Origin of the sequence: Streptomyces mutabilis (assembly GCF_014649815.1) — a bacterium.
Classification (GTDB): Bacteria; Actinomycetota; Actinomycetes; order Streptomycetales; family Streptomycetaceae; genus Streptomyces; species Streptomyces mutabilis.
In genome coordinates, this window is record NZ_BMTT01000001.1 from 496,234 (window position 1) to 520,520 (window position 24,287).

Sequence of the window (24,287 nt, forward strand, 5' to 3'; positions counted from 1 at the left end):
CTTTTTGTCAACTTCCAGAGGGGATGAGCGCGGCACGGAAGGCCAGGCTGCCGACGGGCGTGTAATAGGGGTTGATCCGCAGTGCGGTGCCGTCGTCCGCCGTCAGCAGCCGGTTCGGCATCCGGAACACGTCCCCGGGGCTGCGTACGTCGGTCCGTCGCCGACACAGCTTCAGCGACCGGCCGCGCGGCCGTCGCAGGCGGACGTCCCAGATCTGTTCCTTGGCACCCGAGGCGCCGAAGTCAGCGGTGTCGACGGCGCAGGTGAAGACGTCACCCTGCCAGGTGGCCGGGATCGTCCGGCTCACCTTGCCGTTCCTGCGGATCAGTTCCACGTCCCCGTTGCACGCCTCCGCCGGGGAGTTGACGAGGCGGCCCCGCAGCGTGACCCGCGACCAGCCGATGTCGACGGAGACGACCTCGGCCTCGGCGTGGTCCCTGCCCAGGGAGAGGTACGCACGTCCGGTGCTCGACGCGATGACGCGGCAGTAGGTGCCGTCGTCCCGCACGGGCTCGGGCAGCGTGGGGCCGTCGGGCATCAGCCGGGGCGCTGCGGCCAGCGCGAAGCGGCGTTCCTCGCCCCGGACGTCGGTGAAGACCGCGGACATCCGCCACTGTCCGGCTTCCAGCAGGAACCTGCGCATCCCGGCGGGCACCGGCGGGCTGTCGGCGCGGACACCCTCCAGCAGGTCCATGACCGAGGTGCCGCGGGCCTCGACGCGTCCGTCGCCACGCTGCACCAGGGTCAGCGGGACGACGACCGGGGAGGAGCCCGAGCCGAGGACCAGCGACGCGGCCGACGCGGTGAGGTCCTCGGGCACGGTCACGCAGACGTTGAGCGTGCGGCCGTCCAGCAGGGACAGGTGGTCCGCCGCGACGCGCGGCCAGTCGTCCGGGCTCGGCGGGACCAGGACGAGGCTGTCCAGCCGCGACCGCGCCGAACGCACGGCGGCGTAGCCCTTGCGCATCACCTGGTGGGGGGTGGGTAGTTGTCTCATCAGTCGTCTGCACCGCGCTCGTAGGGGCTCGGGAAGGGGAAGTACTCGTCCAGGAATCGGGTCATCAGGGTCTGCTGGTGGGCGAGCTCGGCCTCGGTGGACGTCGTGTCGTTCAGACAGAAGACGTGGGCCTCGCGCTCGGCGAGCAGTCGGCCGAGGACCCGTTCGGCGCCCGGCCGACCGACGTCGAGGTAGCGGTAGACGAGCTGGTCGCCCGGGAAGGAGCGGCCCGTGTGGAACGCGTAGTAGTGGTGGAGCGACGAGGTGACCGAGATGTCACCGGCGCTGCGGAAGCGGCTCGCTGCGGTGCGCCGGTGTTCGTCGGCGAACTCGGTCTCGATCGCGTCCAGCACGCTGCGGTGCAGGGCGTGCGGCACGTGCTTCATCTTGCGGAAGATGGTGCCGCCGAAGCGCTCGGCGATCAGCCGGCGGTTGTTCTTGCCGGCGGCCGCGACGGGCGGGTCGTCGCTGCTCGGCTCGCCGAAGGGGATGAGCGCGGGCGACAGGTAGAACTGGCCGAGGCCGTTGGGCAGGAAGAAGTGCTGGGGCAGCGTCTCCCGGCCGAGCATCACGTCGTCGTTGAAGTAGAGGAAGTGCTCGGAGAGTCCGTCGATGTGGTGGAGCTGACTTTCGATCGCGTGCGAGTTGAACGTCGGCAGGGACGTCGGCTCGCTGAATATCTCCTTGTGGCTGACGACCTTCAGTCGCGGGTGGTCCGTGTTCAGCCACTCGGGAGTCTGGTCGGCGGTCACCAGGTAGATGTTGCGCACCCAGGGCGCGTACAGGTTCAGGGAGCGCAGCGAATAGCGCAGTTCGTCCCTGCTGAGGTACCGCGCCGCGTTGGCCGCTTCCTCGTGGTAGGGCCGGTCGGAGAACTCGGCCCGGCTGCGTATCCACTCCGGGTCGGAGCCGTCGACCCACGTGTACACCACGTCGATGGGGAAGGTGCGGCGTCCGACCGTTCCGGCGGCGAAGGCGGGGCGGGTGCGCACGCGCGCGGGGCGACCGCCGTCACCGGTGCCGTCCCGGGCCTCCGGCGTCTCGGTGTCCCGCGGGGCCTCGGGCGCCGGCAACGGGGCGAGGTCGGTGAAGAGGGCCTCGTCCGCCTCCGTCGGCTCCTCGTCGACCGGAACGGCCTCGGCGACCGGGTTGCGGCGGGGGGAGAGCAGTTCGTCGCCCTCGCGCTTCCAGAACTCGATGTCGCAGCCGTACCGCAGGCCGAACACCATGCGGCCGGTCTCGTCGGTGCGGTACCAGGTGCAGCGGAAGACCGGGGATCCTGACACCCGCTTCCACGGCCCGGCTCCGAAGGCAGGCAGGGCGGCCTCGTCGAGAGGCTCGCCCTTGCGTATGGGTACCACGTAACCGGGTCTGACCCGGCAGGCCTGGCGCAGCGCGGTGATCACGCTCTCCCGGTCGTCCTCCCGGACCGCCACCGCGGTGGACGTCTCGGAGGCCGAACGTACGCAGAAGTAGTCGATGCCCGCGTGCCGCAGCGCCTCGGTCACGTCCTCGAGGTTGGCGCGCCGGGCCTCCAGCGGCGTGACCCTCGGTACGACGTGGGCGATGCGCGGCGTACTGCCCACGCTGACGACCCGCCGGTCGTGGCGGGCCAGCAGCTTCCGGTTGCTGCGGGCGACGCGCACGCGCTTGATCTGGTCCCGCTTGGCGGCAGCGGCGGCGATGCCCTCTTTGACCTGCTGGCGGAAGCCGCTGTCCACGTGCTCGGCGATCACACGACGCGCACCCACCGGGACTACGCGACGGTAGACACCGACCAACCGGGGTGCTTCAGGATTTCGCACTGCGGGAGCTCCTCCGACGGGACCGGTGTCGAGGACGACGATCCCCTTGATGATGACGCGGGCGGAATACAGACATGTCAAGTATGCAACGCGTTCACGTCACGTCCGCCTTGGTGAAGCCACCCGGTAACCATCGACATCTGTGATATGGGAGACAAAGAAACGGTGCAACCCCGACGCCTTCCCAGGCGTCGGGGTCTGTGTCTCACACCACTCAGAACGGCTCGAAGCCGTCGAACTCCCGCTCCGCCTCGTCCCGTTCGGCGTCCCGGTCCCGCCGCCGCTGGGCGGCCGGGCGGGGTGCCTCGAAGCGGTGGTCCTCGCCGCGGCGGCCGAGCATCTCGGCGCCGGCCGTCACCGACGGCTCCCAGTCGAAGACGACCGCGTTGTCCTCGGGGCCGATGGCCACGCCGTCACCGTTGCGCGCACCGGCCTTCATCAACTCGTCCTCGACACCGAGGCGGTTGAGGCGGTCGGAGAGGTAGCCGACGGCCTCGTCGTTGTTGAAGTCGGTCTGGCGGACCCAGCGTTCGGGCTTCTCGCCCCGCACGCGGAACAGGCCGTCCTCCTCGCGGGTGACCGTGAAGCCCGCGTCGTCCACGGCCTTGGGCCGGATGACGATCCGCGTGGCCTCCTCCTTCGGGCGGGCGGCACGGGCCTTGGCCACCAGGTCGGCCAGGGCGAACGACAGCTCCTTCAGGCCCATGTGGGCCACCGCCGACACCTCGAAGACGCGGTAGCCGCGCTCCTCCAGGTCCGGGCGGACCATCTCGGCGAGGTCCTTGCCGTCGGGAACGTCGATCTTGTTCAGGACGACGATGCGGGGCCGGTTGTCCAGGCCGCCGTACGCGCGCAGCTCCGCCTCGATGATGTCCAGGTCGGAGACCGGGTCGCGGTCGGACTCCAGCGTCGCCGTGTCCAGGACGTGCACCAGCACACTGCACCGCTCCACGTGCCGCAGGAACTCCAGGCCGAGGCCCTTGCCCTGGCTGGCGCCCGGGATGAGGCCGGGGACGTCGGCGATGGTGTAGACGGTCTCACCGGCCGTCACCACGCCGAGGTTGGGTACGAGCGTCGTGAAGGGGTAGTCGGCGATCTTCGGCTTGGCCGCGCTCAGTACGGAGATCAGCGAGGACTTGCCCGCGCTCGGGTAGCCGACCAGCGCCACGTCGGCGACGGTCTTCAACTCCAGGACGACGTCCCCGAGGTCCCCCGGCTCGCCGAGCAGCGCGAAGCCCGGGGCCTTGCGGCGGGCGGAGGCGAGGGCCGCGTTGCCGAGGCCGCCCCGGCCGCCCTGCGCGGCGACGAAGGACGTGCCGTGCCCGACCAGGTCGGCCAGCACGTTGCCCGCCTTGTCGAGGACCACGGTGCCGTCGGGCACGGCGAGGATCAGGTCCTGGCCGTCCTTGCCGGAACGGTTGCCGCCCTCACCGGGCTTGCCGTTGGTGGCCTTGCGGTGCGGGGAGTGGTGGTACTCGAGGAGCGTGGTCACCGACTGGTCGACGGTGAGGATCACGTCGCCGCCGCGGCCGCCGTTGCCGCCGTCCGGGCCGCCGAGCGGCTTGAACTTCTCACGGTGGACGGAGGCACAGCCGTGGCCTCCGTTACCCGCGGCGACGTGCAGTTCGACGCGGTCCACGAAGGTGGTCATGGGATGTGCCTCCAGTTACTGCCTACTGCGGGGAATGTCTCTTGGGTAACACGCGAAAGGCGGACCCGCTTCCCCTCGGGGAAGTGAGGCCCGCCTCGCGAAAGTGTCCGGTCAGGCGACCGGGACGATGTTCACGACCTTGCGGCCACGGTGGGTGCCGAACTGCACCGCACCGGCCTGCAGGGCGAACAGCGTGTCGTCGCCGCCACGGCCGACGCCGGCGCCCGGGTGGAAGTGGGTGCCGCGCTGGCGGACCAGGATCTCACCCGCGTTGACGGCCTGACCGCCGAAGCGCTTCACGCCGAGCCGCTGGGCATTGGAGTCGCGACCGTTCCGGGTGGACGATGCGCCCTTCTTGTGTGCCATGTCTCCTCAGTCCCTTACTTCGCAGCCGCGGGGATCTCAGTGACCTTGATCGCCGTGTACTGCTGGCGGTGGCCCTGACGGCGGCGGTAGCCGGTCTTGTTCTTGTAGCGCAGAATGTCGATCTTCTGGCCCTTGTGGTGGTCCACGACCTCGGCCTGGACCTTGATGCCGGCCAGCACCCACGGGTCGCTGGTCACAGCGTCGCCGTCGACAACGAGCAGGGTCGAGAGCTCGACCGTGTCGCCGACCTTGGCGGTGGAAATCTTGTCAACCTCAACGATGTCGCCGACAGCAACCTTGTGCTGGCGACCACCGCTGCGCACGATGGCGTACACGCGGATCTCACTCTCTCGCTCGGGAACGGCACCCCCGCAGTCCAGCCGCCCGCGACATGCGCGAGCGGCCTCTCCCGGCCCGGGCCCACGGGGGTCCGCATCCGGAAGGAATGAGGTTTACGGGGATGTGACGCGTCAGTCGACACGCCGACGGTCAAGGTTACGGGGCCGCATGACAGGGGTCAAACCGGGCCCCGCCTGCCTCAGTCGGCCACCGACGCGACGTACTCGGCGTACGCCTCCTTGGCCCGCTCCGGTGACAGGTCCAGGTGCTCCAGGACCGTGTACCGGCCGGGCCGGGTCTGCGGCGCGAACTCCACGGCCCGTACGAACTCGTCGTCGCCGAACCCGATCTCCTCGGCCACCACCGGCAGCCCGTGCCGACGCAGCGTCCGGGCCATCAGCAGGGAGCCCTCCTGGTCGCCCCGCAGGAACGTCGCGAAGGCCGCGCCGATGCCCACCTGCTCGCCGTGGCTCGCCGCGCGCCTGGGGTACAGCAGGTCGAGCGCGTGGCTGATCTCGTGACAGGCGCCGGACGAGGGGCGGGTGTGCCCGGCGATCGACATGGCGATGCCGGACAGCACCAGGCCCTCGGTCAGCACGGTCAGGAACCCGTCGTCGCCGCAGCCGCCGGGATGACGCAGCACCGCCTCGCCGGCCTGCCGGGCCAGGGCGGCGGCGAGACCGTCGACCTTCTCGCCGTTGACCCGGTGCGCCAGCTCCCAGTCGGCGACCGCCGAGATGTTGGAGACGGCGTCGCCGATGCCGGACCGTACGAAGCGGATCGGCGCCTCCCGGATCACCGCGAGGTCGACGACGAGCGCGATGGGCGTCGGCACGCCGTACGAACCGCGGCCCGCGTCGTTGTCCAGTATCGACACCGGGGAGCAGATGCCGTCGTGGGAGAGGTTGGTGGCCACGGCGACCATGGGCAGGCCCACCCGGGCCGCCGCGAACTTGGCGCAGTCGATGACCTTTCCGCCGCCGAGGCCCACCACCGCGTCGTAGCGGCCCGACTTCATCCCGTCGGCCAGCCGCACGGCGTCGTCGATCGTGCCGCCGCCGACCTCGAACCAGTCGGCGCCGGGCAGGGACGGCTCCAGTCTCCGGCGCAGCCGCGCCCCAGAACCGTCGCTGATCGCCACGGCGAGCCGCCCGGACCGGGAGATCCGCTCGTCCGCCAGGACGTCGGCGAGGTCGTCGAGCGCGCCCGGCCGGATGTCCACGGCGAGCGGCGAGGGAATGAGCCTCGTCAGTACCGGCACGTGATCTTCTCTCCTCACGGGGGCGGATCGGTGACTGTCCGGTGATGATGCGCACGGGCACGTCCGGGGAAACGTGTGGTCCTGTCCGAACGGCTTCCGGACGGACAGGACCACACGTTCTGCGACAGGTGCCCGATCAGGCAGGTGCCTGATCGGGCGGGTGCCGGATCAGCCCTCGTCGGTGGCGGCCGTGACCGAGGACGGGCTCTGCTGAGCGGCCGCCGCGGTCTTCTTCGACGCCGTCTTCTTGGCCGTGGTCTTCGCCGTGGCCTTCTTGGCGGTCGTCGTCTTGGCCGCCTTCTTGGCGGTGGCCTTCTTGGCGGTGGCCTTCTTGGCGGTGTCCTTCTTGGCGGTGTCCTTCTTGGCGGTCGTCGTCTTCTTGGCGGCGGCCTTCTTCGCCGTCGCCTTCTTGGCCGTCTTGCGGGCCGCCGCCTTCTTGGCCGGGGCGGCCTCGTCGTCGGTCCCCGCGCCTTCGGCGGCCGTGGCCTGCTCGGCCGCGTCCGGTGCCGGGGCCGACGGGACGACCACGACGGCCGTCTCCTCGGGCGCGGTAGGCGCGGTGGCCTTGCGCACGGCGCGCCGGCGCGGGCGGGCCGGTGCGGCGCTCTCGGCGGGCGCAGCGGGCTGCTCGACCGGCTCCTGGGCCACCGGGGCCTCGGGTGCCGTCTCGGCGGGGGCCTGCGGCAGCTCGGCCGGCGCGGCCTCGGGGACCGTCACGACGGCGGCCTGCGAACCCGCGGGCGAACCGGCCGGTGCGGACACCTTCCGGGTGGCCCGGCGGCGGGTGCGGCCCTTGGGCGCGGTCTCCTCGGCGGCCGGGGCCTCGGGGGCGGGCGCGCCGGAGACCGCGTCCTCGACCGCCGCGGGCTCGGCCAGCACCTCGGCGGCGGACTCCCCCCGCACGACGGGACGCTCGGCCTCCTCGGCGGCCGTGACGTCCTGCGCGGTGGGCGCCTGGGCGGCGGCCGGGCTCTCGCCCTTCGCGCCCTTCGGGGCGCTTGCCGGGGCCGACGCCCGTCGGCTGGTGCGGCGCCGGCCACGACCACGCGAGGCGGCGGCCTCGGCCTCGGCAGCGCTGCTGTACAGCTCCTCGTCCGGGGTGAACTCGGGCGCCGGGAGGGCGACCGGCTCGGCCACCTCGGCGGCGACCTCGGCCTCGGACTCGGTGTCCGCCTCCTGCTCCGCCGTCGGACCGGTCTCGACGCCGGCCACGACCTCGTGCTCGTGCGGCTGGTCCGCGCCGGCCCGGGCCCGCTTGCGGCGCTTGCCGCCACCGCCACCGGCGGCCGCCGTCGGCTGGTCGAGGTGGACGATGACACCCCGGCCGTTGCAGTGGACGCAGGTCTCCGAGAACGACTCCAGCAGACCCTGGCCGACCCGCTTGCGGGTCATCTGGACCAGACCCAGCGAGGTGACCTCGGCGACCTGGTGCTTGGTCCGGTCCCGGCCCAGGCACTCCAGCAGGCGCCGCAGCACCAGGTCCCGGTTGGACTCCAGCACCATGTCGATGAAGTCGATGACGATGATGCCGCCGAGGTCGCGCAGCCTGAGCTGGCGCACGATCTCCTCGGCCGCCTCCAGGTTGTTCCTGGTGACCGTCTCCTCGAGGTTGCCGCCCTGACCGGTGAACTTGCCGGTGTTGACGTCGATGACGACCATCGCCTCGGTCCGGTCGATCACCAGCGAACCGCCGCTGGGCAGCCAGACCTTGCGGTCCAGCGCCTTGGCGAGCTGCTCGTCGATCCGGTACGTGGCGAAGACGTCGACCTCGCTCGTCCACTTGGACAGCCGCTCGGCCAGGTCCGGCGCCACGTGCGACACGTAGCCGTGGATGGTCTGCCAGGCGTCGTCGCCGCTGACGACGACCTTGGAGAAGTCCTCGTTGAAGATGTCCCGCACGACCCGGACGGTCATGTCCGGTTCGCCGTACAGCAGCGTGGGCGCGCCGGCGCTGCCGCCCTTGGCCTTCTTCTGGATCTCCTCCCACTGTCCCTGGAGCCGCTCGACGTCGCGGCGCAGTTCCTCCTCGCTGGCCCCCTCGGCGGCGGTGCGCACGATGACGCCCGCGTCCTCGGGGACGATCTTCTTGAGGATGGTCTTGAGGCGGGAGCGTTCGGTGTCGGGCAGCTTGCGGCTGATGCCGGTCATCGAGCCCTCGGGCACGTAGACCAGGTAGCGGCCGGGCAGCGAGACCTGACTGGTCAGGCGGGCGCCCTTGTGACCGATCGGGTCCTTGGTGACCTGCACGAGGACCGACTGGCCGGACTTGAGGGCGGACTCGATGCGACGCGGGCCGTTGGCCATGCCCAGCGCCTCGAAGTTGACCTCACCGGCGTACAGGACTGCGTTGCGGCCCTTGCCGATGTCGATGAAGGCGGCCTCCATCGACGGCAGCACGTTCTGCACCTTGCCGAGGTAGACGTTGCCGACGTACGAGGTGGCCTGCTCCTTGTTGACGTAGTGCTCGACGAGCACGCCGTCCTCCAGGACGCCGATCTGGGTGCGCTCGCCGTGCTGGCGGACGACCATGACGCGCTCGACGGCCTCGCGGCGGGCCAGGAACTCGGCCTCGGTGATGATCGGCACCCGGCGGCGGCCCTGCTCACGGCCCTCGCGGCGGCGCTGCTTCTTGGCCTCCAGTCGCGTGGAGCCCTTGATGGACTGCACCTCGTCGGACGGCTCGGGCTTCGGGCGCGGCTCGCGGACCTTGACGACGGTGCGCTCGGGGTCGTCGGCGGACGACTCGGCCTCACCGGAGCCGTCCCCGGCCCGGCGGCGGCGACGACGCCGGCGACGGCTGCTGCTGGAGCCGCCGCTCTCGTCGGAGGACTCGCCGTTCTCCTCGGCGTCCTCCTCCGCCTGCTCGGCGGTGTCCTCGGCGTCCTGCGCGGCCTGCTCGGCGGCGACGTGCTCGGTGTCCTCGCCGTGCTCGCCCTCGGCGGCATCGCCGCGACGGCGGCGACGGCCACCCCGCCGCCTGCGGCGGCGCGAGCCGGACTCGTCGGAGCCCTCGGCGTCGTCGTGGTCCTCACCCGACTCGTCGGCGTCGCTGTCGGTGTCGGTGTCGGCCCGGTCCTCCGGCTCGTCCTGCGCGGCGGGGGCGGTGGCCCGGTCCTCGGTGCTCTCCTCGGCGGCGCCCCGGCGACGACGGCGGCGGCGCGACCCGGCGGACTGCTCCTCCGGGAACTCCTCGGTTTCGGTCTCCTCGGCGGCCTGCGCCGGCGTGGCCCCGGCGGCCTCCGCGGCGGCCTCGGCCGCGGCCCGCTCGGGCGTCTGGAACTGGGGCTCGGCGAAGACGGGCGGCTGGAAGACGGCCACGGCCGGACGCGACGGACGCTTGGGGGCGTCCGCCTCCCCGGAGGCGGCGGAGGCGCTCTGGGCGGGCGCGGCGAACCCGGTGGCGGCCTTGCGGGTGGACCGGCGGCGCGCACGGCGCGGGGCGGCCTCCTCGGCGGGCACGGCGGGCGCGGCGGTGGTCTCGGGTGCCGGGGCGGCCTCGGCGGCGGGCGCGCTCACGTCGGCGTCCGTCTCGGCGACCGGCTCCGCCGGGGCGGACACGCGCCGCGTGGCACGACGGCGGGAACGACGGGGAGCGGCGTCCTCGGCGGTGTCCTCGGCGGCTTCCGCCTGCGGCGCGGCGACCGGCTCGGCGTCCGTGGCCTCAGCGGTGGGCGCGGTCCCGGCAGCCGGCTCGGCGGGCGAGGTCACCGTACGCGTGGCACGACGACGGGAACGACGCGGCGCGGCATCCTCGACGGCCGGCTCCGAAGCGACGGCCGGCTCCGGCTGCGCGGAAGCCTCAGCCGCGGGGGAGGCGACCTCGGCAGCCGGCTCGGCGGGCGAGGTCACCGTACGCGTGGCACGACGACGGGAACGACGCGGCGCGGCATCCTCGACGGCCGGCTCCGAAGCGACGGCCGGCTCCGGCTGCGCGGAAGCCTCAGCCGCGGGGGAGGCGACCTCGGCAGCCGGCTCGGCGGGCGAGGTCACCGTACGCGTGGCACGACGACGGGAACGACGCGGCGCGGCATCCTCGACGGCCGGCTCCGAAGCGACGGCCGGCTCCGGCTGCGCGGGAGCCTCAGCCGCGGGCGACGCGGGAACGACGGTCTCGGCGGCCTCCACCGAGGCCGGGGCCCCGGCGGGCGAAGAGGCGCGTCGCACGGCACGGCGCCGCGGACGGCCCGCGGGTGCGGGCTCGGGTGCCGTCGTCCCGGCGGCCTCGGTGACCGCCTCGTCCGCTTCGGTCTCCTCGGCCTCGCCGGTCACCGGCGTCACATCGGCCGGTGCGACGCTCTCCGCCGACGCCTCAGAGGCGCCGGACGGCGGGCCGGCCGGGCGGGAGGCGGCCCTGCGCCGACGGCGCGGCGGCAGGGTGTCGCTGGGGGTGTTCGACTCGGTGTCCGTCGAGGTGGTCGCGGACCCGGTGGGTTCGGTCGGTTCGAGCATGCGGGGGTTTCTCCCGTCAGGCTCCCGGGCGCCGCGCCCGGTCCGGCATCGACAGGTCGACCGCCGGTGACGTCCGCGGCTCGCGCTGTTGCGCGATCGCCGCCGTCCGGGGCGCGGGCGCCGCTCGGAAGCTCTCGTGTCTTGTCTCGCCGGTTCCGTACCCCTTGTCGTGCACGGCCTGGCGAAAGTCTTGTGGTCGGTGCGCTGCCCGACCCAGGTGGCTCCCGAGTTCGAGGGCGGCGCTACGACGTCCGTCCCTACGCGGAACCTTCCTTACACCGGCGCCTTCGCGGCGGCGGAAGCGGCGGCCGGTTGCGGCTCGGGCGCTTCCGCCTCGCGGTCGGGCGCGAGCGGGTCGGTCACCGCACCGGTCTCTTCATCGAACAGCCCCTGCGCCAGCCTGGTCACCGCTGCGGGGACCGGCGGCGCCAGGTCGGCCACGGCGCGAAGACCGGACAGGACGTCGTCGGGTCGTACGGCAGGCGTCACGTGCCGAACAACCAGCCGCAGTATCGCACAGGGCTGGTCGGTCGGCCTATCAGCCGGCGAACCGTGCGTGGTGACGCTCTCGAAACGTGCGACGGCGGAGCGGGCGTCGAAGGTGCGGACGCCGTTCTTGGTCCTGCGCTGGACCTCCACCGCCGGGGCCGAGTTGAACGCCTCGACGGCGCGCTCGGCGTCCGCGGACTCCACACCGGCCAGCCGCAGCTCCCACACGGAGGCCGTCAGCCGGTCGGCGAGCCCGGAGGTCCGGGCCTCGACCGCGTCGACGATGTCCAGCCCGGCGGGCAGGGACTCGTCGAGGAGTTCCCTGAGCCGCTGCGGGTCGCGCGCCTCGGTGAGCGCGATCTCCAGGTATTCCGCCTCACTGCCCGTGCCGGTGGGTGCGGCATTGGCGTACGACACCTTCGGGTGCGGTGTGAACCCCGCCGAGTACGCCATGGGCACCTCGGCGCGGCGCAGCGCACGCTCGAAGGCGCGCTGGAAGTCACGGTGGCTGGTGAACCGGAGGCGGCCGCGCTTGGTGTAACGCAGTCGGATGCGCTGCACCGCGGGTACGGGCGGCGGGCCTTCGGGCTGTCGCTTGCCCAGGGGACTTCTCCTTGTGTACGGCGGTCGGGACCGGGACGCGTCCCCGCGGTGGCGGGGGGCGATCCGGCTGACGCCTTCCCGGTGTCCCCGCATCGGCGGGGAGGTCTCGCGTCAGGGCCTCTTTTCAAGAGTACGCGTTCGCGCGCCCGAGGGTTCCCGCCGGTCCACCGACGGCGTCCGCTCCGGCTCCCCGAACAGCGTCCGCCGCAGGTCGGCGCGAGCCTGTCGCACGGACAGCCGGACGGAGCCGAGCGCCTGCCGGCCCGCCCGCCGGACACTCCGAGCCGCCTCGGCCACGGGCCGCAGGACGGTGTCCCGCACGGCGTGCCCCGCCGGCGTCAGCACACTCCGGTACACCCAGCGCGCCGGTTCGGCGACGGTCCACCGGAAGACGGCGGCGAGGAACCGCCCGACGGCGCGTGAGACGTACCCGGCGACCCGCCAGACGTGCCCGAGCGCGTCCAGGACCTCCCGCCCGATGACCGCGAGCCCCCGGCCGACCGGCACCAGCACCCACCGCCACACGGCGAGGGCGGGCAGGACCAGCAGCACCCGGGCCGTGCAGTACAGGACCATTCCGACACCCGTCACGGCCTTGACCAGGCACCACACAACTCCCCTGCCGCACCAGAGCAGACCGCGCCCGCACCGGGCCAGCCCGTGCCCGACCGGCGTCAGCACCCAGGCGTGGACCCACGCGGCCGGCACGACGACGAGGTACCGCGCGAGCCGGGCGAGACCGCAGTACAGCCCGCGCCCGAACCACGCCAGACCTGCCAGAGGCAGCGCGCGGCGACCGTACACGGATACCGTGGACGCCGGACCGCCGTGCCGACGGCAGGTGGGTCGTGGGAACGGGTCGGAGGGGGACCGCCGCATGGTCGAACTGTCGCCGGAGGCCAGATCGGCGATCATCACCGTACTGAAGGAACTCCCCACTCAGAAGCCGGTGCGGCCCCCGGGGACCGGCCAACGGCCAGGGCGGCGCCGTACCAAGAGCACGCCCCGGCCGGACACGCTCCCCCGCTTCAGCCGGTCGGAGCGTTGTTCTTGACCGTCAGAGGCAGCAGCTTCTTCCCGGTCGGACCGATCTGGATCTCCGTGTCCATCGCGGGGCACACCCCGCAGTCGAAGCACGGCGTCCAGCGGCAGTCCTCGACTTCGGTCTCGTCGAGGGCGTCCTGCCAGTCCTCCCAGAGCCAGTCCTTGTCGAGGCCCGAGTCGAGGTGATCCCAGGGCAGGACCTCCTCGTAGCCGCGCTCGCGGGTGGTGTACCAGTCGACGTCGACGCCGAAGGGCGCGAGGGCCTTGTCGGCGCAGGCCATCCAGCGGTCGTAGGAGAAGTGCTCCCGCCAGCCGTCGAAGCGGCCGCCGTCGTCGTAGACGGCGCGGATGACGGCGCCGGTGCGGCGGTCGCCGCGCGAGAGCAGGCCCTCGACGATGCCGGGCTTGCCGTCGTGGTAGCGGAAGCCGATGGAGCGGCCGTACTTCTTGTCGCCGCGGATCTTGTCGCGGAGCTTCTGCAGGCGGGCGTCCGTCTCCTCGGCGGAGAGCTGCGGGGCCCACTGGAAGGGGGTGTGGGGCTTGGGGACGAAGCCGCCGATGGAGACGGTGCAGCGGATGTCGCCGGAGCCGGAGACCTCGCGGCCCTTCTGGATCACGCGGGTGGCCATGTCGGCGATCTGGAGGACGTCGTCGTCCGTCTCGGTGGGCAGGCCGCACATGAAGTACAGCTTCACCTGGCGCCAGCCGTTGCCGTAGGCCGTGGCGACGGTCCGGATGAGGTCGTCCTCCGAGACCATCTTGTTGATGACCTTGCGGATGCGCTCCGAGCCGCCCTCGGGCGCGAAGGTCAGGCCGGAGCGGCGGCCGTTGCGGGTCAGCTCGTTGGCCAGGTCGATGTTGAAGGCGTCGACGCGGGTGGAGGGGAGGGACAGGCCGATCTTGTCCTCCTCGTACCGGTCGGCGAGGCCCTTGGCCACGTCGGCGATCTCCGAGTGGTCGGCGGAGGAGAGGGACAGCAGGCCGACCTCCTCGAAGCCGGTCGCCTTCAGGCCCTTGTCGACCATGTCGCCGATGCCGGTGATGGAGCGCTCGCGCACCGGGCGGGTGATCATGCCGGCCTGGCAGAAGCGGCAGCCGCGGGTGCAGCCGCGGAAGATCTCGACCGACATGCGCTCGTGGACGGTCTCGGCGAGCGGGACGAGGGGCTGCTTGGGGTAGGGCCACTCGTCGAGGTCCATGACGGTGTGCTTGGAGACGCGCCACGGGACGCCCGAGCGGTTGGGGACGACGCGGGCGATGCGGCCGTCGGGGAGGTACTCGACGTCGTAGAAGCCGGGGACGTAGACCCCGCCGGTCTTCGCCAGGCGCAGCAGGAGCTCCTCGCGGCCGCCGGGGCGGCCCTCGGCCTTCCAGGCGCGGATGATCGCGGTGATCTCCAGGACGGCCTGCTCGCCGTCGCCGATGACGGCGCAGTCGATGAAGTCGGCGATCGGCTCGGGGTTGAAGGCCGCGTGTCCGCCGGCCAGGACGACCGGGTCGTCGATGCCGCGGTCCTTGGCCTCCAGCGGGATGCCCGCGAGGTCGAGGGCGGCCAGCATGTTGGTGTAGCCCAGCTCCGTGGAGAAGGAGAGGCCGAAGACGTCGAAGGCCTTCACCGGGCGGTGGCTGTCGACGGTGAACTGCGGGACGGAGTGCTCCCGCATCAGCGCCTCCAGGTCCGGCCAGACGCTGTAGGTGCGCTCGGCGAGGACGCCCTGCTGCTCGTTCAGTACCTCGTAGAGGATCATGACGCCCTGGTTGGGCAGACCCACCTCGTACGCGTCGGGGTACATGAGGGCCCAGCGGACGTCGCAGGATTCCCAGTCCTTGACCGTGGAGTTGAGCTCTCCGCCGACGTACTGGATCGGCTTCTGCACATGCGGGAGCAGAGCTTCGAGCTGCGGAAACACAGACTTCACAGACTCGGCGGCTTCGGCAGGCATCTCACGGAACCTTCGTGTGCTGACAAGGGGGACCATCCAGCCTAACCCGGCCCGGACGGTCCCCCTTACCGCTCACCCTGTCCGCCTCCCGGCAGCGGGCCCCTGCTACGCCGACATGGGTCTTTGGACGGTGATCGACTGGAGCAGCCCCACCGCCATCCACACGGCGAACATCGAGGAGCCGCCGTACGACACGAAGGGCAGTGGCAGGCCGGTGACCGGCATGATCCCGAGGGTCATGCCGATGTTCTCGAAGGTCTGGAAGGCGAACCAGGCGACGATGCCGGCGGCGACGATCGTCCCGTACAGGTCGGTGGTCTGGCGGGCGATCTTGCAGGCGCGCCACAGGACCACGCCGAGCAGGGCGATGATGAGACCGGCGCCGAGGAAGCCCAGTTCCTCGCCGGCGACGGTGAAGACGAAGTCGGTCTGCTGCTCCGGCACGAAGCGGCCGGTGGTCTGCGAGCCCTGGAAGAGGCCGGAGCCGGTCAGGCCTCCGGAGCCGATGGCGATGCGGGCCTGGTTGGTGTTGTAGCCGACGCCCGCGGGGTCGAGTGCCGGATTGGCGAAGGCGGCGAAGCGGGCGATCTGGTAGTCGTCCAGGATGCCCAGCTGCCAGACGGCGAGGGCGCCGGCGGTTCCGGCGCCGAGCAGTCCGAAGACCCAGCGGTTGGAGGCGCCGGAGGCGAGCAGCACGCCGAGCACGATGATGACCATGACCATGACCGACCCGAGGTCGGGCATGAGCATCACGATCAGCATGGGTACGACGGCCAGGCCCAGGGCCTGCAGTACGGTCCGGTGGTCGGGGTGAGGCCGGTCGCCCGCGTCGACGCGCGCGGCGAGCAGCATCGCCATGCCCAGGATGATCGTGATCTTCACGAACTCCGAGGGCTGGAGGGAGAAGCCGCCGGGCAGTTTGATCCAGGAGTGGGCGCCGTTGATGGTCGAGCCGAGCGGCGTGAGTACCAGCAGGATCAGGAAGACGGAGGCGCCGTAGAGGACCGGTACGGCGGTGCGCAGGGCGCGGTGGCCGAGCCAGACGACGCCGACCATCAGGGCGAGGCCGATGCCGGTGTTCAGCAGGTGCCGGGTGAGGAAGTAGTACTGGTCGCCCTGGTTGAGCTCGGTGCGGTTGCGGGTCGCGGAGTAGACGAGCAGGGAGCCCATCAGGGAGAGCGCGACGGAGGCCAGCAGTATCGGCCAGTCGAGCCGTCGTGCCATGCCGTCCCGGGCGAAGACCCGGGTCCAGCCGGCCTTCTCGGGTCCGTATCCGGAGACCTGGAAGCTGTTGGCGCCGGTCATGTGCGTGCCCTCCGGCTTACGCTGCCGCTCGTCGTGCCGCGCCCTCGGCCGCGTCCGCCGCCGCGCCGCCGGTGGCGGCGGGTGTCGCGGTTGTCGCCGTTCTGCGTCGGCGTCGTCGCGGCCTGTCCCTGCTCGTCGATGGGGGCGTACTCCTCTTCCGGGGAGGCCTTCTCGTCGGGCAGGAGGTCCTTGACGACGTCCTTGGAGACCTTGGGTGCGGGGATCGTGCCGTCCGCCTTGATGGTCGGCAGCTTCGCCTGCGGCTTCGGCAGCAGCGCCTTCCTCGTGTCGATCTTCCCGTCGTCCGAGACGCCGTAGAGCGCGTCGTAGATGTTGCGGACGGCGGGGCCGGAGGCGCCGGAGCCGGTACCGCCCTGGGAGATCGTCATGACGATCGCGTAGTCGTCGGTGTAGGTGGCGAACCAGGAGGTGGTCTGCTTGCCGTGCACCTCGGCGGTACCGGTCTTGGCGTGCATCGGGATCTCGTCCTGCGGCCAGCCCTCGAACCGCCAGGCGGCGGTGCCGCGGGTGGCGACGCCGGCGAGCGCGTCGTCCATCTGGGCCAGCGTGGTCTTGCTTATGGGCAGCTTGCCGTGCGCCTGGGGCGTGATCGCCTGCACGTCCTTGCCGTCGGGGCTGACGATCGCCTTGCCGATGGACGGGTCGTAGAGGGTGCCGCCGTTGGAGATGGCCGCGTAGATGGTGGCCATCTGGATGGGGGTGACGAGGGTGTCGCCCTGGCCGATGGAGTAGTTGATGGCGTCACCGGCGCGCATCTTGTTGCCCTCGAGGCAGCCTTCGTACGCGAGCTTCTCGACGTAGGAGCCGTCCTTCTTGCCGGTCCTGCACCAGGCGTCCTTGTTGGCCTTCCAGTAGTCCTGCTTCCACTGGCGGTCGGGAACGCGGCCGCTGACCTCGTTGGGCAGGTCGATGCCGGTCTTCTCGCCGAGGCCGAACTCGTGGGCGGCCTTGTAGAAGTAGTCGTTGGGGGTCTTCGGGTTCATCCCGCCGTCCTTCTTCCACTCCTGGTGGGCCAGGCGGTAGTAGACGGTGTCGCAGGAGAGTTCCAGGGCGCGGCCGAGGTCGATCGAGCCGTAGCTCGCGGACTCGAAGTTCTTGAAGACCTGACCGCCGACGGAGTAGGAGCTGGAGCAGTCGTAGCCGCCGTTGAAGTCGTAGCCGGCCTCGACCGCGGCGGAGGTGGAGACCACCTTGAAGATGGAGCCGGGGGCGGCCTGTCCCTGGGTGGCCCGGTTCAGCAGTGGGTAGTTGGACTCCTTGCCGGTGAGCTTCTTGTAGTCCTTGGCGGAGATGCCGCCGACCCAGGCGTTGGGGTCGTACGTCGGATTGGAGGCCATGGCGACGACGCGGCCGGTCTTGGCCTCCATCACCACGACCGCGCCGGCGTCGGCCTCGTAGAGCCGGTTGGTGTTGCGGTCCATCTCCTTGCGAGCGGCCTTCATCGCCTCGTTCAGCTCGTACTCGGCGACGCGCTGGACGCGGGCGTCGAGGCTGGTGACGAGGTTGGAGCCGGGCACACCGGGATCGGACTCGGCCTCGCCGATGACGCGGCCGAGGTTGTCGACCTCGTAGCGGGTGACGCCGGCCTTGCCGCGCAGCGCCTTGTCGTACTGGCGCTCCAGCCCGGAGCGGCCGACCTGGTCGGAGCGCAGGAAGGGCGAGTCGGTGTCCTCGGCCTTCTTGATCTCCTCGTCGGTGACCGGGGAGAGGTAGCCGAGGACCTGGCCGGTGTTGGCCTTGCCGGGGGCGGCGTAGCGGCGGACGGCCATGGGTTCGGCGGTGATGCCGGGGAAGTCCTCGGCGCGCTCGCGGATCTGGAGTGCCTGCTTGGGGGTGGCCTCGTCGGTGACGGGGATCGGCTGGTAGGGCGAGCCGTTCCAGCAGGGCTGGGGGGTCTCGGCATCGCAGAGCCGGACCTTGTCCATGACGTCCTCGGGCTCCATGCCGAGGACGCCGGCGAGCTTGGTGAGGACGGCCTTGCCGTCGTCCTTCATCTTCAGCAGGTCGGTGCGGGAGGCGGAGACCACCAGGCGGGTCTCGTTGTCGGCGAGGGCCACGCCGCGGGCGTCCAGGATCGAGCCGCGGGGTGCGGGCTGGACGACCTGCTGTACGTGGTTGCCGGACGCTTCCGCGGCGTACTCGTCGCCCTGGCGGATCTGGAGGTACCAGAGCCGGCCGCCGAGGGTGGCGAGGAGGGAGAGGACGAGGACCTGGATGACGACGAGCCGGGTCTGGACTCGTGTGCTGCGGCCGGTCTCGGGGATGTTCGTCACTGCGGCTGCTTCCCCCTTGAGACGTGTGTGCTCCTGGTGTGCTGCTGCGTGGTCACAGCCGCTTGACCCCCTTGATGCGTCCGGCCCGGGCCACCCGTGCCCGTGCCGCCTTCACGCGGAGCCCGTCGCGCTGGTTCCCGATGCGCAGGCCGGTGCCGCCGGAGAGCCAGCCCGAGGAGATGTCGGGTTTCTGGCCGGCGGAGTTGGTGTCGGCCAGCGGGTCGTTCTCCGCGCGTCTGGCGAGGGCCATGATGCCGGGGACGACGAAGGGCGCGAGCAGCAGGTCGTACAGGGCGGCCGTGAACAGCAGGCCGGGCAGGCCGACATGGCGGGCGGCGGTGTCGCCGACGAGGGCGCCGACTCCGGCGTAGAGCAGGGTGGTGCCGAGGGCGGCGACGACCACGACGGCCATGGGGCCGGTGGCCGACCTGAGCCGGCCGTTCTCCGGTTTGGCGAGGCCGGCGAGGTAGCCGATGACGCAGAGCACCAGGGCGTAGCGGCCGGCGGCGTGGTCGGCGGGCGGGGCGAGGTCGGCGAGGAGTCCGGCGCCGAAGCCGACGAGGGCGCCGCCGACGTGGCCGTAGACCAGGGCGAGGCCGAGGACGGTGAGCAGCAGCAGGTCGGGGACGGCTCCGGGCAGGTGGAGGCGGGCGAGGACGCTCACCTGGACGACCAGGGCGACGACGACGAGGGAGGCGGAGAGCAGGATCCGGTTGACGCGCATGGGGTGAAAGCTCCTACTGCTCGTTCTGCTCGGACTGCTGGTTCTGCCCGGTCCCGCCGTCCTGCGGCTGACCGTTCTGGGCCTGGCCGTCGGGATCGGTTCCGGGGGTCACGGTCACCGTGACGGTCGGCGTGGGCTTCGGCTGCTTCTTCTCCGGGAGCACCGTGTCGCGCGGGTCCTTCTGCGGGCCCTGGACGACGACGCCGACGACGTCGAGCTTGGTGAAGCTGACGAACGGTGTGATCTCGAGCGTGCGGGTCAGGTCGCCGCCGGAGGGGTCGACGCGGGAGACGGTGCCGACGGGCACGCCGGGCACGAACGGCTTGTCGGCCTGGGAGCCGAAGGTGACCAGTCGGTCGCCCTCCTTGACCTGGGCCTTCCCGTTGAGCAGTTCGACGCGCAGGGGACGGCCGCCCTGGCCGGAGGCGAAGCCGAGTTCGTCGGTGCCCTCCATCCGGGTGCCGACGGTGAAGTCGGGATCGTTGGCGAGCAGCACCGTGGCTGTGTTCGGGCCGACGGTGGTCACGCGGCCGACGAGGCCGTCACCGTTGAGGACGGTCATGTCGCGCTCGATGCCGTCGTTGGCGCCGGCGTCGATGGTGATGGTCCAGGAGAAGCCCTGCGCGGCTCCTATGGCGATGACCTGGGCGCCCTTGATGCCGTACTGGCCGGCGCCGGCGAGTCCGAGCATCTTGTCGAACTGCTTCAGGCGGCTGCGGCCGCGCTCGTCGCTGCCGAGCTTCGCCTTCAGGGCCGCGTTCTCCGTCTCCAGTTCGGCGAGCCGGTCGTGCCGGTCGCCGGAGTCGCGGACGGCGGAGATCGCATTGCCGATCGGGTCGACCGCGGACGACAACCCGTTCTCGATCGGACCGAAGACACCGGCCGCGGCCTGCCGGGCACCGTCGACCGGTGAGTCCTCACCACCGCGGATGTCCACCGTGATCAGTGCGAACGCGATGGCGATCAGCAGCACCAGGAGCAGCCGGCTCTCTTTCGTGTCCCTCACGTGCGGCGGCCGTGCCTTCCTCGTCGAATTCGACAATTACGTGGCGGTGTTCAGGTATTCAGGGGATTCTGTGCGCGCGGTGTGAATCGCGCGGCACGAAGCCTCTATATCAACGATCCGCCGCACGAGAGGAGATCGTCTCGTACGGCGGAACCGAAGTGTTACGTCATCTGCGGGGCTGGGCGTCCAGCACCTGCTGGAGCGCCTCGAACTCCTCGACGCACTTGCCGGAGCCGAGCGCCACGCTGTCCAGCGGGTCCTCGGCGATGTGGATCGGCATTCCGGTCTCCCGGCGCAGCCGCTCGTCGAGGCCGCGCAGCAGCGCGCCGCCACCGGTCAGGACGATGCCCCGGTCCATGATGTCGCCGGACAGCTCCGGCGGACACTTGTCGAGGGTCGTCTTGACGGCGTCGACGATCGCGTTGACCGGCTCCTCGATCGCCTTGCGTACCTCGGCGGCGGAGATGACGACGGTCTTGGGCAGCCCGGAGACGAGGTCCCGCCCGCGGATTTCGGTGTGCTCGTCAGCGTCGAGGTCGTACGCCGAACCGATCGTGATCTTGATCTGCTCGGCCGTGCGCTCACCCAGGAGGAGGCTGTACTCCTTCTTCACGTGCTGGATGATCGCATTGTCCAGCTCGTCACCCGCGACGCGGATGGACTGGGCGGTGACGATGCCGCCGAGCGAGATGACCGCGACCTCCGTGGTGCCGCCGCCGATGTCGACCACCATGTTGCCCGTGGCCTCGTGGACCGGCAGGCCGGAGCCGATGGCCGCGGCCATGGGCTCCTCGATGATGTGCACCTGACGGGCGCCGGCCTGGGACGACGCCTCGATGACGGCGCGGCGCTCGACGCCGGTGATGCCCGAGGGCACACAGACGACGACCCGCGGACGAGCCAGATACCGCCGCTTGTGGATCTTCAGGATGAAGTAGCGGAGCATCCGCTCGGTGATCTCGAAGTCGGCGATGACGCCGTCCTTCAGCGGACGCACGGCAACGATGTTGCCGGGCGTGCGCCCGATCATCTTCTTCGCTTCGGCGCCGACCGCGAGGATGCCACCGGTGTTGGTGTTGATCGCGACGACGGACGGCTCGTTGAGTACGATCCCGCGACCCCTGACGTACACCAGCGTGTTGGCGGTCCCGAGGTCGACAGCCATGTCACGGCCGATGAACGACATTGAGTTCCCCATCAGGATTCGACTGGCCTTCCCAGGAGCTTTTGAGGGCTTTTCAGGTAGGCGAAGTGGATGCAGTGACGCGTGGAGGCTTCCATCGTAGACGCGCTTTCGCGAACACTGCGCGAGGGTCTTCGCCATTGTCGGCAGATGGCGCACCGCCTCGCTTGTGGAGACGGGCCAACGGGGGCATCCGTTCCCCCGAACAGGCGCGCATATGCCACAGGGCGGTCGCTTTTACGCGACCGCCCTGGTCCGCGGCTGGCCGTTCGGCTGACACGGCGTCAGAAAAAAGATGCGTCCGGCGTGTCCGGAGGGTGGTCAGACCCGGCCGGGAAAGAAGATCTTCAGCTCGCGCTCGGCGGACTCCTCGGAGTCGGAGGCGTGGATCAGGTTCTCCCGGACGATCACACCGAAGTCCCCGCGGATCGAGCCGGGGGCGGCGGCGATCGGGTCGGTCGGGCCGGCCAGCGCGCGCACGCCCTCGATGACCCGCTCCCCCTCGACCACCATGGCGACCACCGGACCGGACGCCATGAACTCGACCAGCGGCTCGTAGAAGGGCTTGCCCTTGTGCTCGCCGTAGTGCTGCTCCAGCGTCTCGGTGTCCAGGGTCCGCAGTTCCAGCGCGGTGATCTGCCAGCCGGCCTTGCGCTCGATACGGCTGATGATCTCGCCGGTCAGGCCGCGACGGACGGCGTCGGGCTTGAGGAGGACGAGGCTGCGCTGGGTCACGGGGGCTCCTTGGGATATGCGGGTGTGCGGTTGTGCGTACGGGCTGTGCGTACGGTTTGTGCGCATGCGGGTGGGCGCCGGTGCGAATGCCGCGTCGCACGAATTGATGACAGAGGTTACCGGGCGTGTCGCGCCGCCCGTCACGCAGCGTCAGACGGCGTCGGGCGAAGACGCCTCGGCCTGGGCCGCGAACCTCGCCTTCGCCTCGTCGATCTTCCGCCCGTAGTGCACGGAGGCCCACCACAGGGCCGCGAAGACCGCGCCCAGGAAGAACATGGTCGGCACGACGAAACCGGACGCGATCAGCGCGATCTGCAGGGCCCAGCCGAAGGCGATGCCGCCCGGCCGGGTCACCGCGCCGCACAGCGCCACGCACAGGAACATCGCGATGCCGCTGACCGTCCACACCGTCCCCATGGACAGGTCGGGGTCCTTCATGGCGACCAGCCCGGCGAAGCCGATGACGAAGAACTCGCCGATCAAGGTCGAAGCACAGAGCGTACGCACGGAATCCCTCAGCCCTTCCCCAGCAGCAGCCGGGCCTCGCCGACGGTGATGACGGAACCGGTGACGAGCACGCCGCCACCCGCGAACTCGCCCTCCTCCTCGGCCAGCGTGATCGCGGCCTCCAGGGCGTCCGGCAGCCGCGGCTCGACCTGGACGCGGTCCTCGCCGAACACCTCGACCGCGATTCCGGCCAGCTCGTCGGCGTCCATCGCGCGGTGGCTGGAGTTCTGCGTGACGACGACCTCGGCGAAGACCGGCTCGAAGGCCTCCAGCAGTCCCCGCACGTTCTTGTCGCCGCTCGCGCCCACCACACCGATGAGCCGGCTGAACTGGAACGCCTCCCCCACCGCCTCCGCGGTGACCCGGGCGCCGGCCGGGTTGTGCGCCGCGTCCAGCACCACGGTCGGCGAACGCCGCACGACCTCCATCCGCCCCGGCGAGGCGACGGCGGCGAAGGCCTTGCGCACGGTGTCGATGTCCAGCGGCTCGGGCCGCTGCGCGCCCACGCCGAAGAACGCCTCGACGGCGGCGAGCGCGACGGCCGCGTTGTGCGCCTGGTGGGCGCCGTGCAGCGGCAGGTAGATCTCGGTGTACTCACCGCCGAGCCCGCGCAGCGTCACCAGCTGCCCGCCGACGGCGACCTGCCGGGCGACGACCCCGAACTCCAGCCCCTCGCGCGCGACCGTGGCATTGACGTCCACGGCCTTCTTCAGCATGACCTGCGCGGCGTCCACCGGCTGCTGGGCCAGGATCACCGTGGCGTCCTGCTTGACGATGCCGGCCTTCTCGGTCGCGATCTCGCCGGGCGTGGAGCCGAGCCGGTCGGTGTGGTCCAGGTCGATGGGGGTGACGACGGCGACGTCCCCGTCGATGACGTTGGTGGCGTCCCAGGAGCCGCCCATCCCCACCTCGACGACGGCCACGTCCACGGGCGCGTCGGCGAAGGCGGCGTACGCCATGCCGGTCAGCACCTCGAAGAAGGACAGCCGGTACTCCTGCCGCGCGTCGACCATCTCGACGTACGGCTTGATGTCCTGGTAGGTCTCGATGAACCGCTCGGCGGAGATCGCGGCGCCGTCCAGGCTGATCCGCTCGGTGATCGACTGCACGTGCGGCGAGGTGTACCGCCCGGTGCGCAGTTCGAAGGCGCCGAGCAGGGCCTCGATCATGCGGGCGGTGGAGGTCTTGCCGTTCGTCCCCGTGATGTGGATGGAGGGGTACGACCGCTGCGGCTCCCCCAGCACGTCCATGAGCGCGGCGATGCGGGCGACGGACGGCTCCAGCTTGGTCTCGCCCCAGCGGGTGGCGAGCTCGGCCTCGACCTCGCGCAGCGCGGCGTCGACCTCGGGGTCCTCGGGACGCGCGGGGATGTCGGCCTCCGGGGGGCCGCCCTGGGTGCGCAGCGTGCGGCTGCCGGCCTCGATGACGGCGAGGTCGGGGTCGCGGGTGGTCTCCGCGTCGATGATCTCGTCGAAGGAGTCGAGGGGGTCGGAGGGGTCGGGCTGGTCGTTCTCGCCGGGGATGTCGCTCACGGAGACAAGTCTACGGAGAGTCTGCGACGGTCGGGGGCGGGGAGTGGGGTGGCT

At 71.3% G+C, this 24,287-nt stretch carries 17 protein-coding genes and 1 pseudogene; all 18 read right to left on the reverse strand.

The features are described from left to right. Window positions 1-7: 7 nt before the first annotated feature. Window positions 8-997, reverse strand: a complete 990-nt coding sequence (locus IE142_RS02205) for a hypothetical protein (RefSeq protein ID WP_229830122.1) — start codon at window positions 995-997, stop codon at window positions 8-10. Continuing rightward, window positions 997-2,802: a stealth family protein gene (locus tag IE142_RS02210; protein ID WP_191884124.1), complete on the reverse strand. Its 1,806-nt coding sequence runs from the start codon at window positions 2,800-2,802 to the stop codon at window positions 997-999. Before IE142_RS02210 ends, IE142_RS02205 begins: the two co-directional genes overlap by 1 nt. Before the next feature lie 214 nt (window positions 2,803-3,016). Beyond that, on the reverse strand, window positions 3,017-4,453 hold the full coding sequence (obgE, locus tag IE142_RS02215; protein ID WP_191884125.1) for a GTPase ObgE: 1,437 nt from the start codon (window positions 4,451-4,453) through the stop codon (window positions 3,017-3,019). A gap of 111 nt (window positions 4,454-4,564) precedes the next feature. Further along, on the reverse strand, window positions 4,565-4,819 hold the full coding sequence (gene rpmA / locus IE142_RS02220; RefSeq protein ID WP_003976205.1) for a 50S ribosomal protein L27: 255 nt from the start codon (window positions 4,817-4,819) through the stop codon (window positions 4,565-4,567). A gap of 14 nt (window positions 4,820-4,833) precedes the next feature. Beyond that, window positions 4,834-5,154, reverse strand: coding sequence for a 50S ribosomal protein L21 (gene rplU, locus IE142_RS02225; RefSeq protein WP_004931419.1), 321 nt, complete (start codon window positions 5,152-5,154; stop codon window positions 4,834-4,836). Between the two features lie 203 nt (window positions 5,155-5,357). Continuing rightward, window positions 5,358-6,419: an iron-containing alcohol dehydrogenase family protein gene (locus tag IE142_RS02230; RefSeq protein WP_191884126.1), complete on the reverse strand. Its 1,062-nt coding sequence runs from the start codon at window positions 6,417-6,419 to the stop codon at window positions 5,358-5,360. 168 nt (window positions 6,420-6,587) lie between these two features. Beyond that, window positions 6,588-10,868, reverse strand: a complete 4,281-nt coding sequence (locus tag IE142_RS02235; protein ID WP_191884127.1) for a ribonuclease E/G — start codon at window positions 10,866-10,868, stop codon at window positions 6,588-6,590. A gap of 273 nt (window positions 10,869-11,141) precedes the next feature. Then, window positions 11,142-11,918, reverse strand: a complete 777-nt coding sequence (locus IE142_RS02240; RefSeq protein ID WP_191884128.1) for a TIGR03936 family radical SAM-associated protein — start codon at window positions 11,916-11,918, stop codon at window positions 11,142-11,144. 153 nt (window positions 11,919-12,071) lie between these two features. Further along, window positions 12,072-12,737 (reverse strand): annotated as a pseudogene (locus tag IE142_RS02245) (hypothetical protein); the annotation flags it as partial. Between the two features lie 251 nt (window positions 12,738-12,988). Beyond that, complete coding sequence (locus tag IE142_RS02250) at window positions 12,989-14,947, reverse strand: TIGR03960 family B12-binding radical SAM protein (protein WP_191884129.1); 1,959 nt, start codon at window positions 14,945-14,947, stop codon at window positions 12,989-12,991. A 105-nt stretch (window positions 14,948-15,052) separates the two neighbouring features. Beyond that, window positions 15,053-16,252 (reverse strand): rod shape-determining protein RodA, encoded by a 1,200-nt coding sequence (gene rodA / locus IE142_RS02255; RefSeq protein ID WP_191884130.1) that lies wholly within the window; start codon window positions 16,250-16,252, stop codon window positions 15,053-15,055. Further along, window positions 16,249-18,546, reverse strand: a complete 2,298-nt coding sequence (gene mrdA, locus IE142_RS02260) for a penicillin-binding protein 2 (protein ID WP_191884131.1) — start codon at window positions 18,544-18,546, stop codon at window positions 16,249-16,251. Before mrdA ends, rodA begins: the two co-directional genes overlap by 4 nt. A gap of 52 nt (window positions 18,547-18,598) precedes the next feature. Further along, window positions 18,599-19,270, reverse strand: coding sequence for a rod shape-determining protein MreD (mreD, locus tag IE142_RS02265; protein WP_191884132.1), 672 nt, complete (start codon window positions 19,268-19,270; stop codon window positions 18,599-18,601). Between the two features lie 13 nt (window positions 19,271-19,283). Further along, entirely contained in the window at window positions 19,284-20,276 is a 993-nt protein-coding gene (gene mreC / locus IE142_RS02270) for a rod shape-determining protein MreC (RefSeq protein ID WP_191884133.1), read from the reverse strand. A gap of 166 nt (window positions 20,277-20,442) precedes the next feature. Then, window positions 20,443-21,462, reverse strand: coding sequence for a rod shape-determining protein (locus IE142_RS02275; RefSeq protein ID WP_019325389.1), 1,020 nt, complete (start codon window positions 21,460-21,462; stop codon window positions 20,443-20,445). A 318-nt stretch (window positions 21,463-21,780) separates the two neighbouring features. Next, window positions 21,781-22,194, reverse strand: a complete 414-nt coding sequence (ndk, locus tag IE142_RS02280; protein WP_043372970.1) for a nucleoside-diphosphate kinase — start codon at window positions 22,192-22,194, stop codon at window positions 21,781-21,783. A 150-nt stretch (window positions 22,195-22,344) separates the two neighbouring features. Then, complete coding sequence (locus IE142_RS02285; protein ID WP_191884134.1) at window positions 22,345-22,701, reverse strand: DUF4233 domain-containing protein; 357 nt, start codon at window positions 22,699-22,701, stop codon at window positions 22,345-22,347. 8 nt (window positions 22,702-22,709) lie between these two features. Beyond that, entirely contained in the window at window positions 22,710-24,233 is a 1,524-nt protein-coding gene (gene folC / locus IE142_RS02290) for a bifunctional tetrahydrofolate synthase/dihydrofolate synthase (protein ID WP_191884135.1), read from the reverse strand. Window positions 24,234-24,287: the final 54 nt, after the last annotated feature.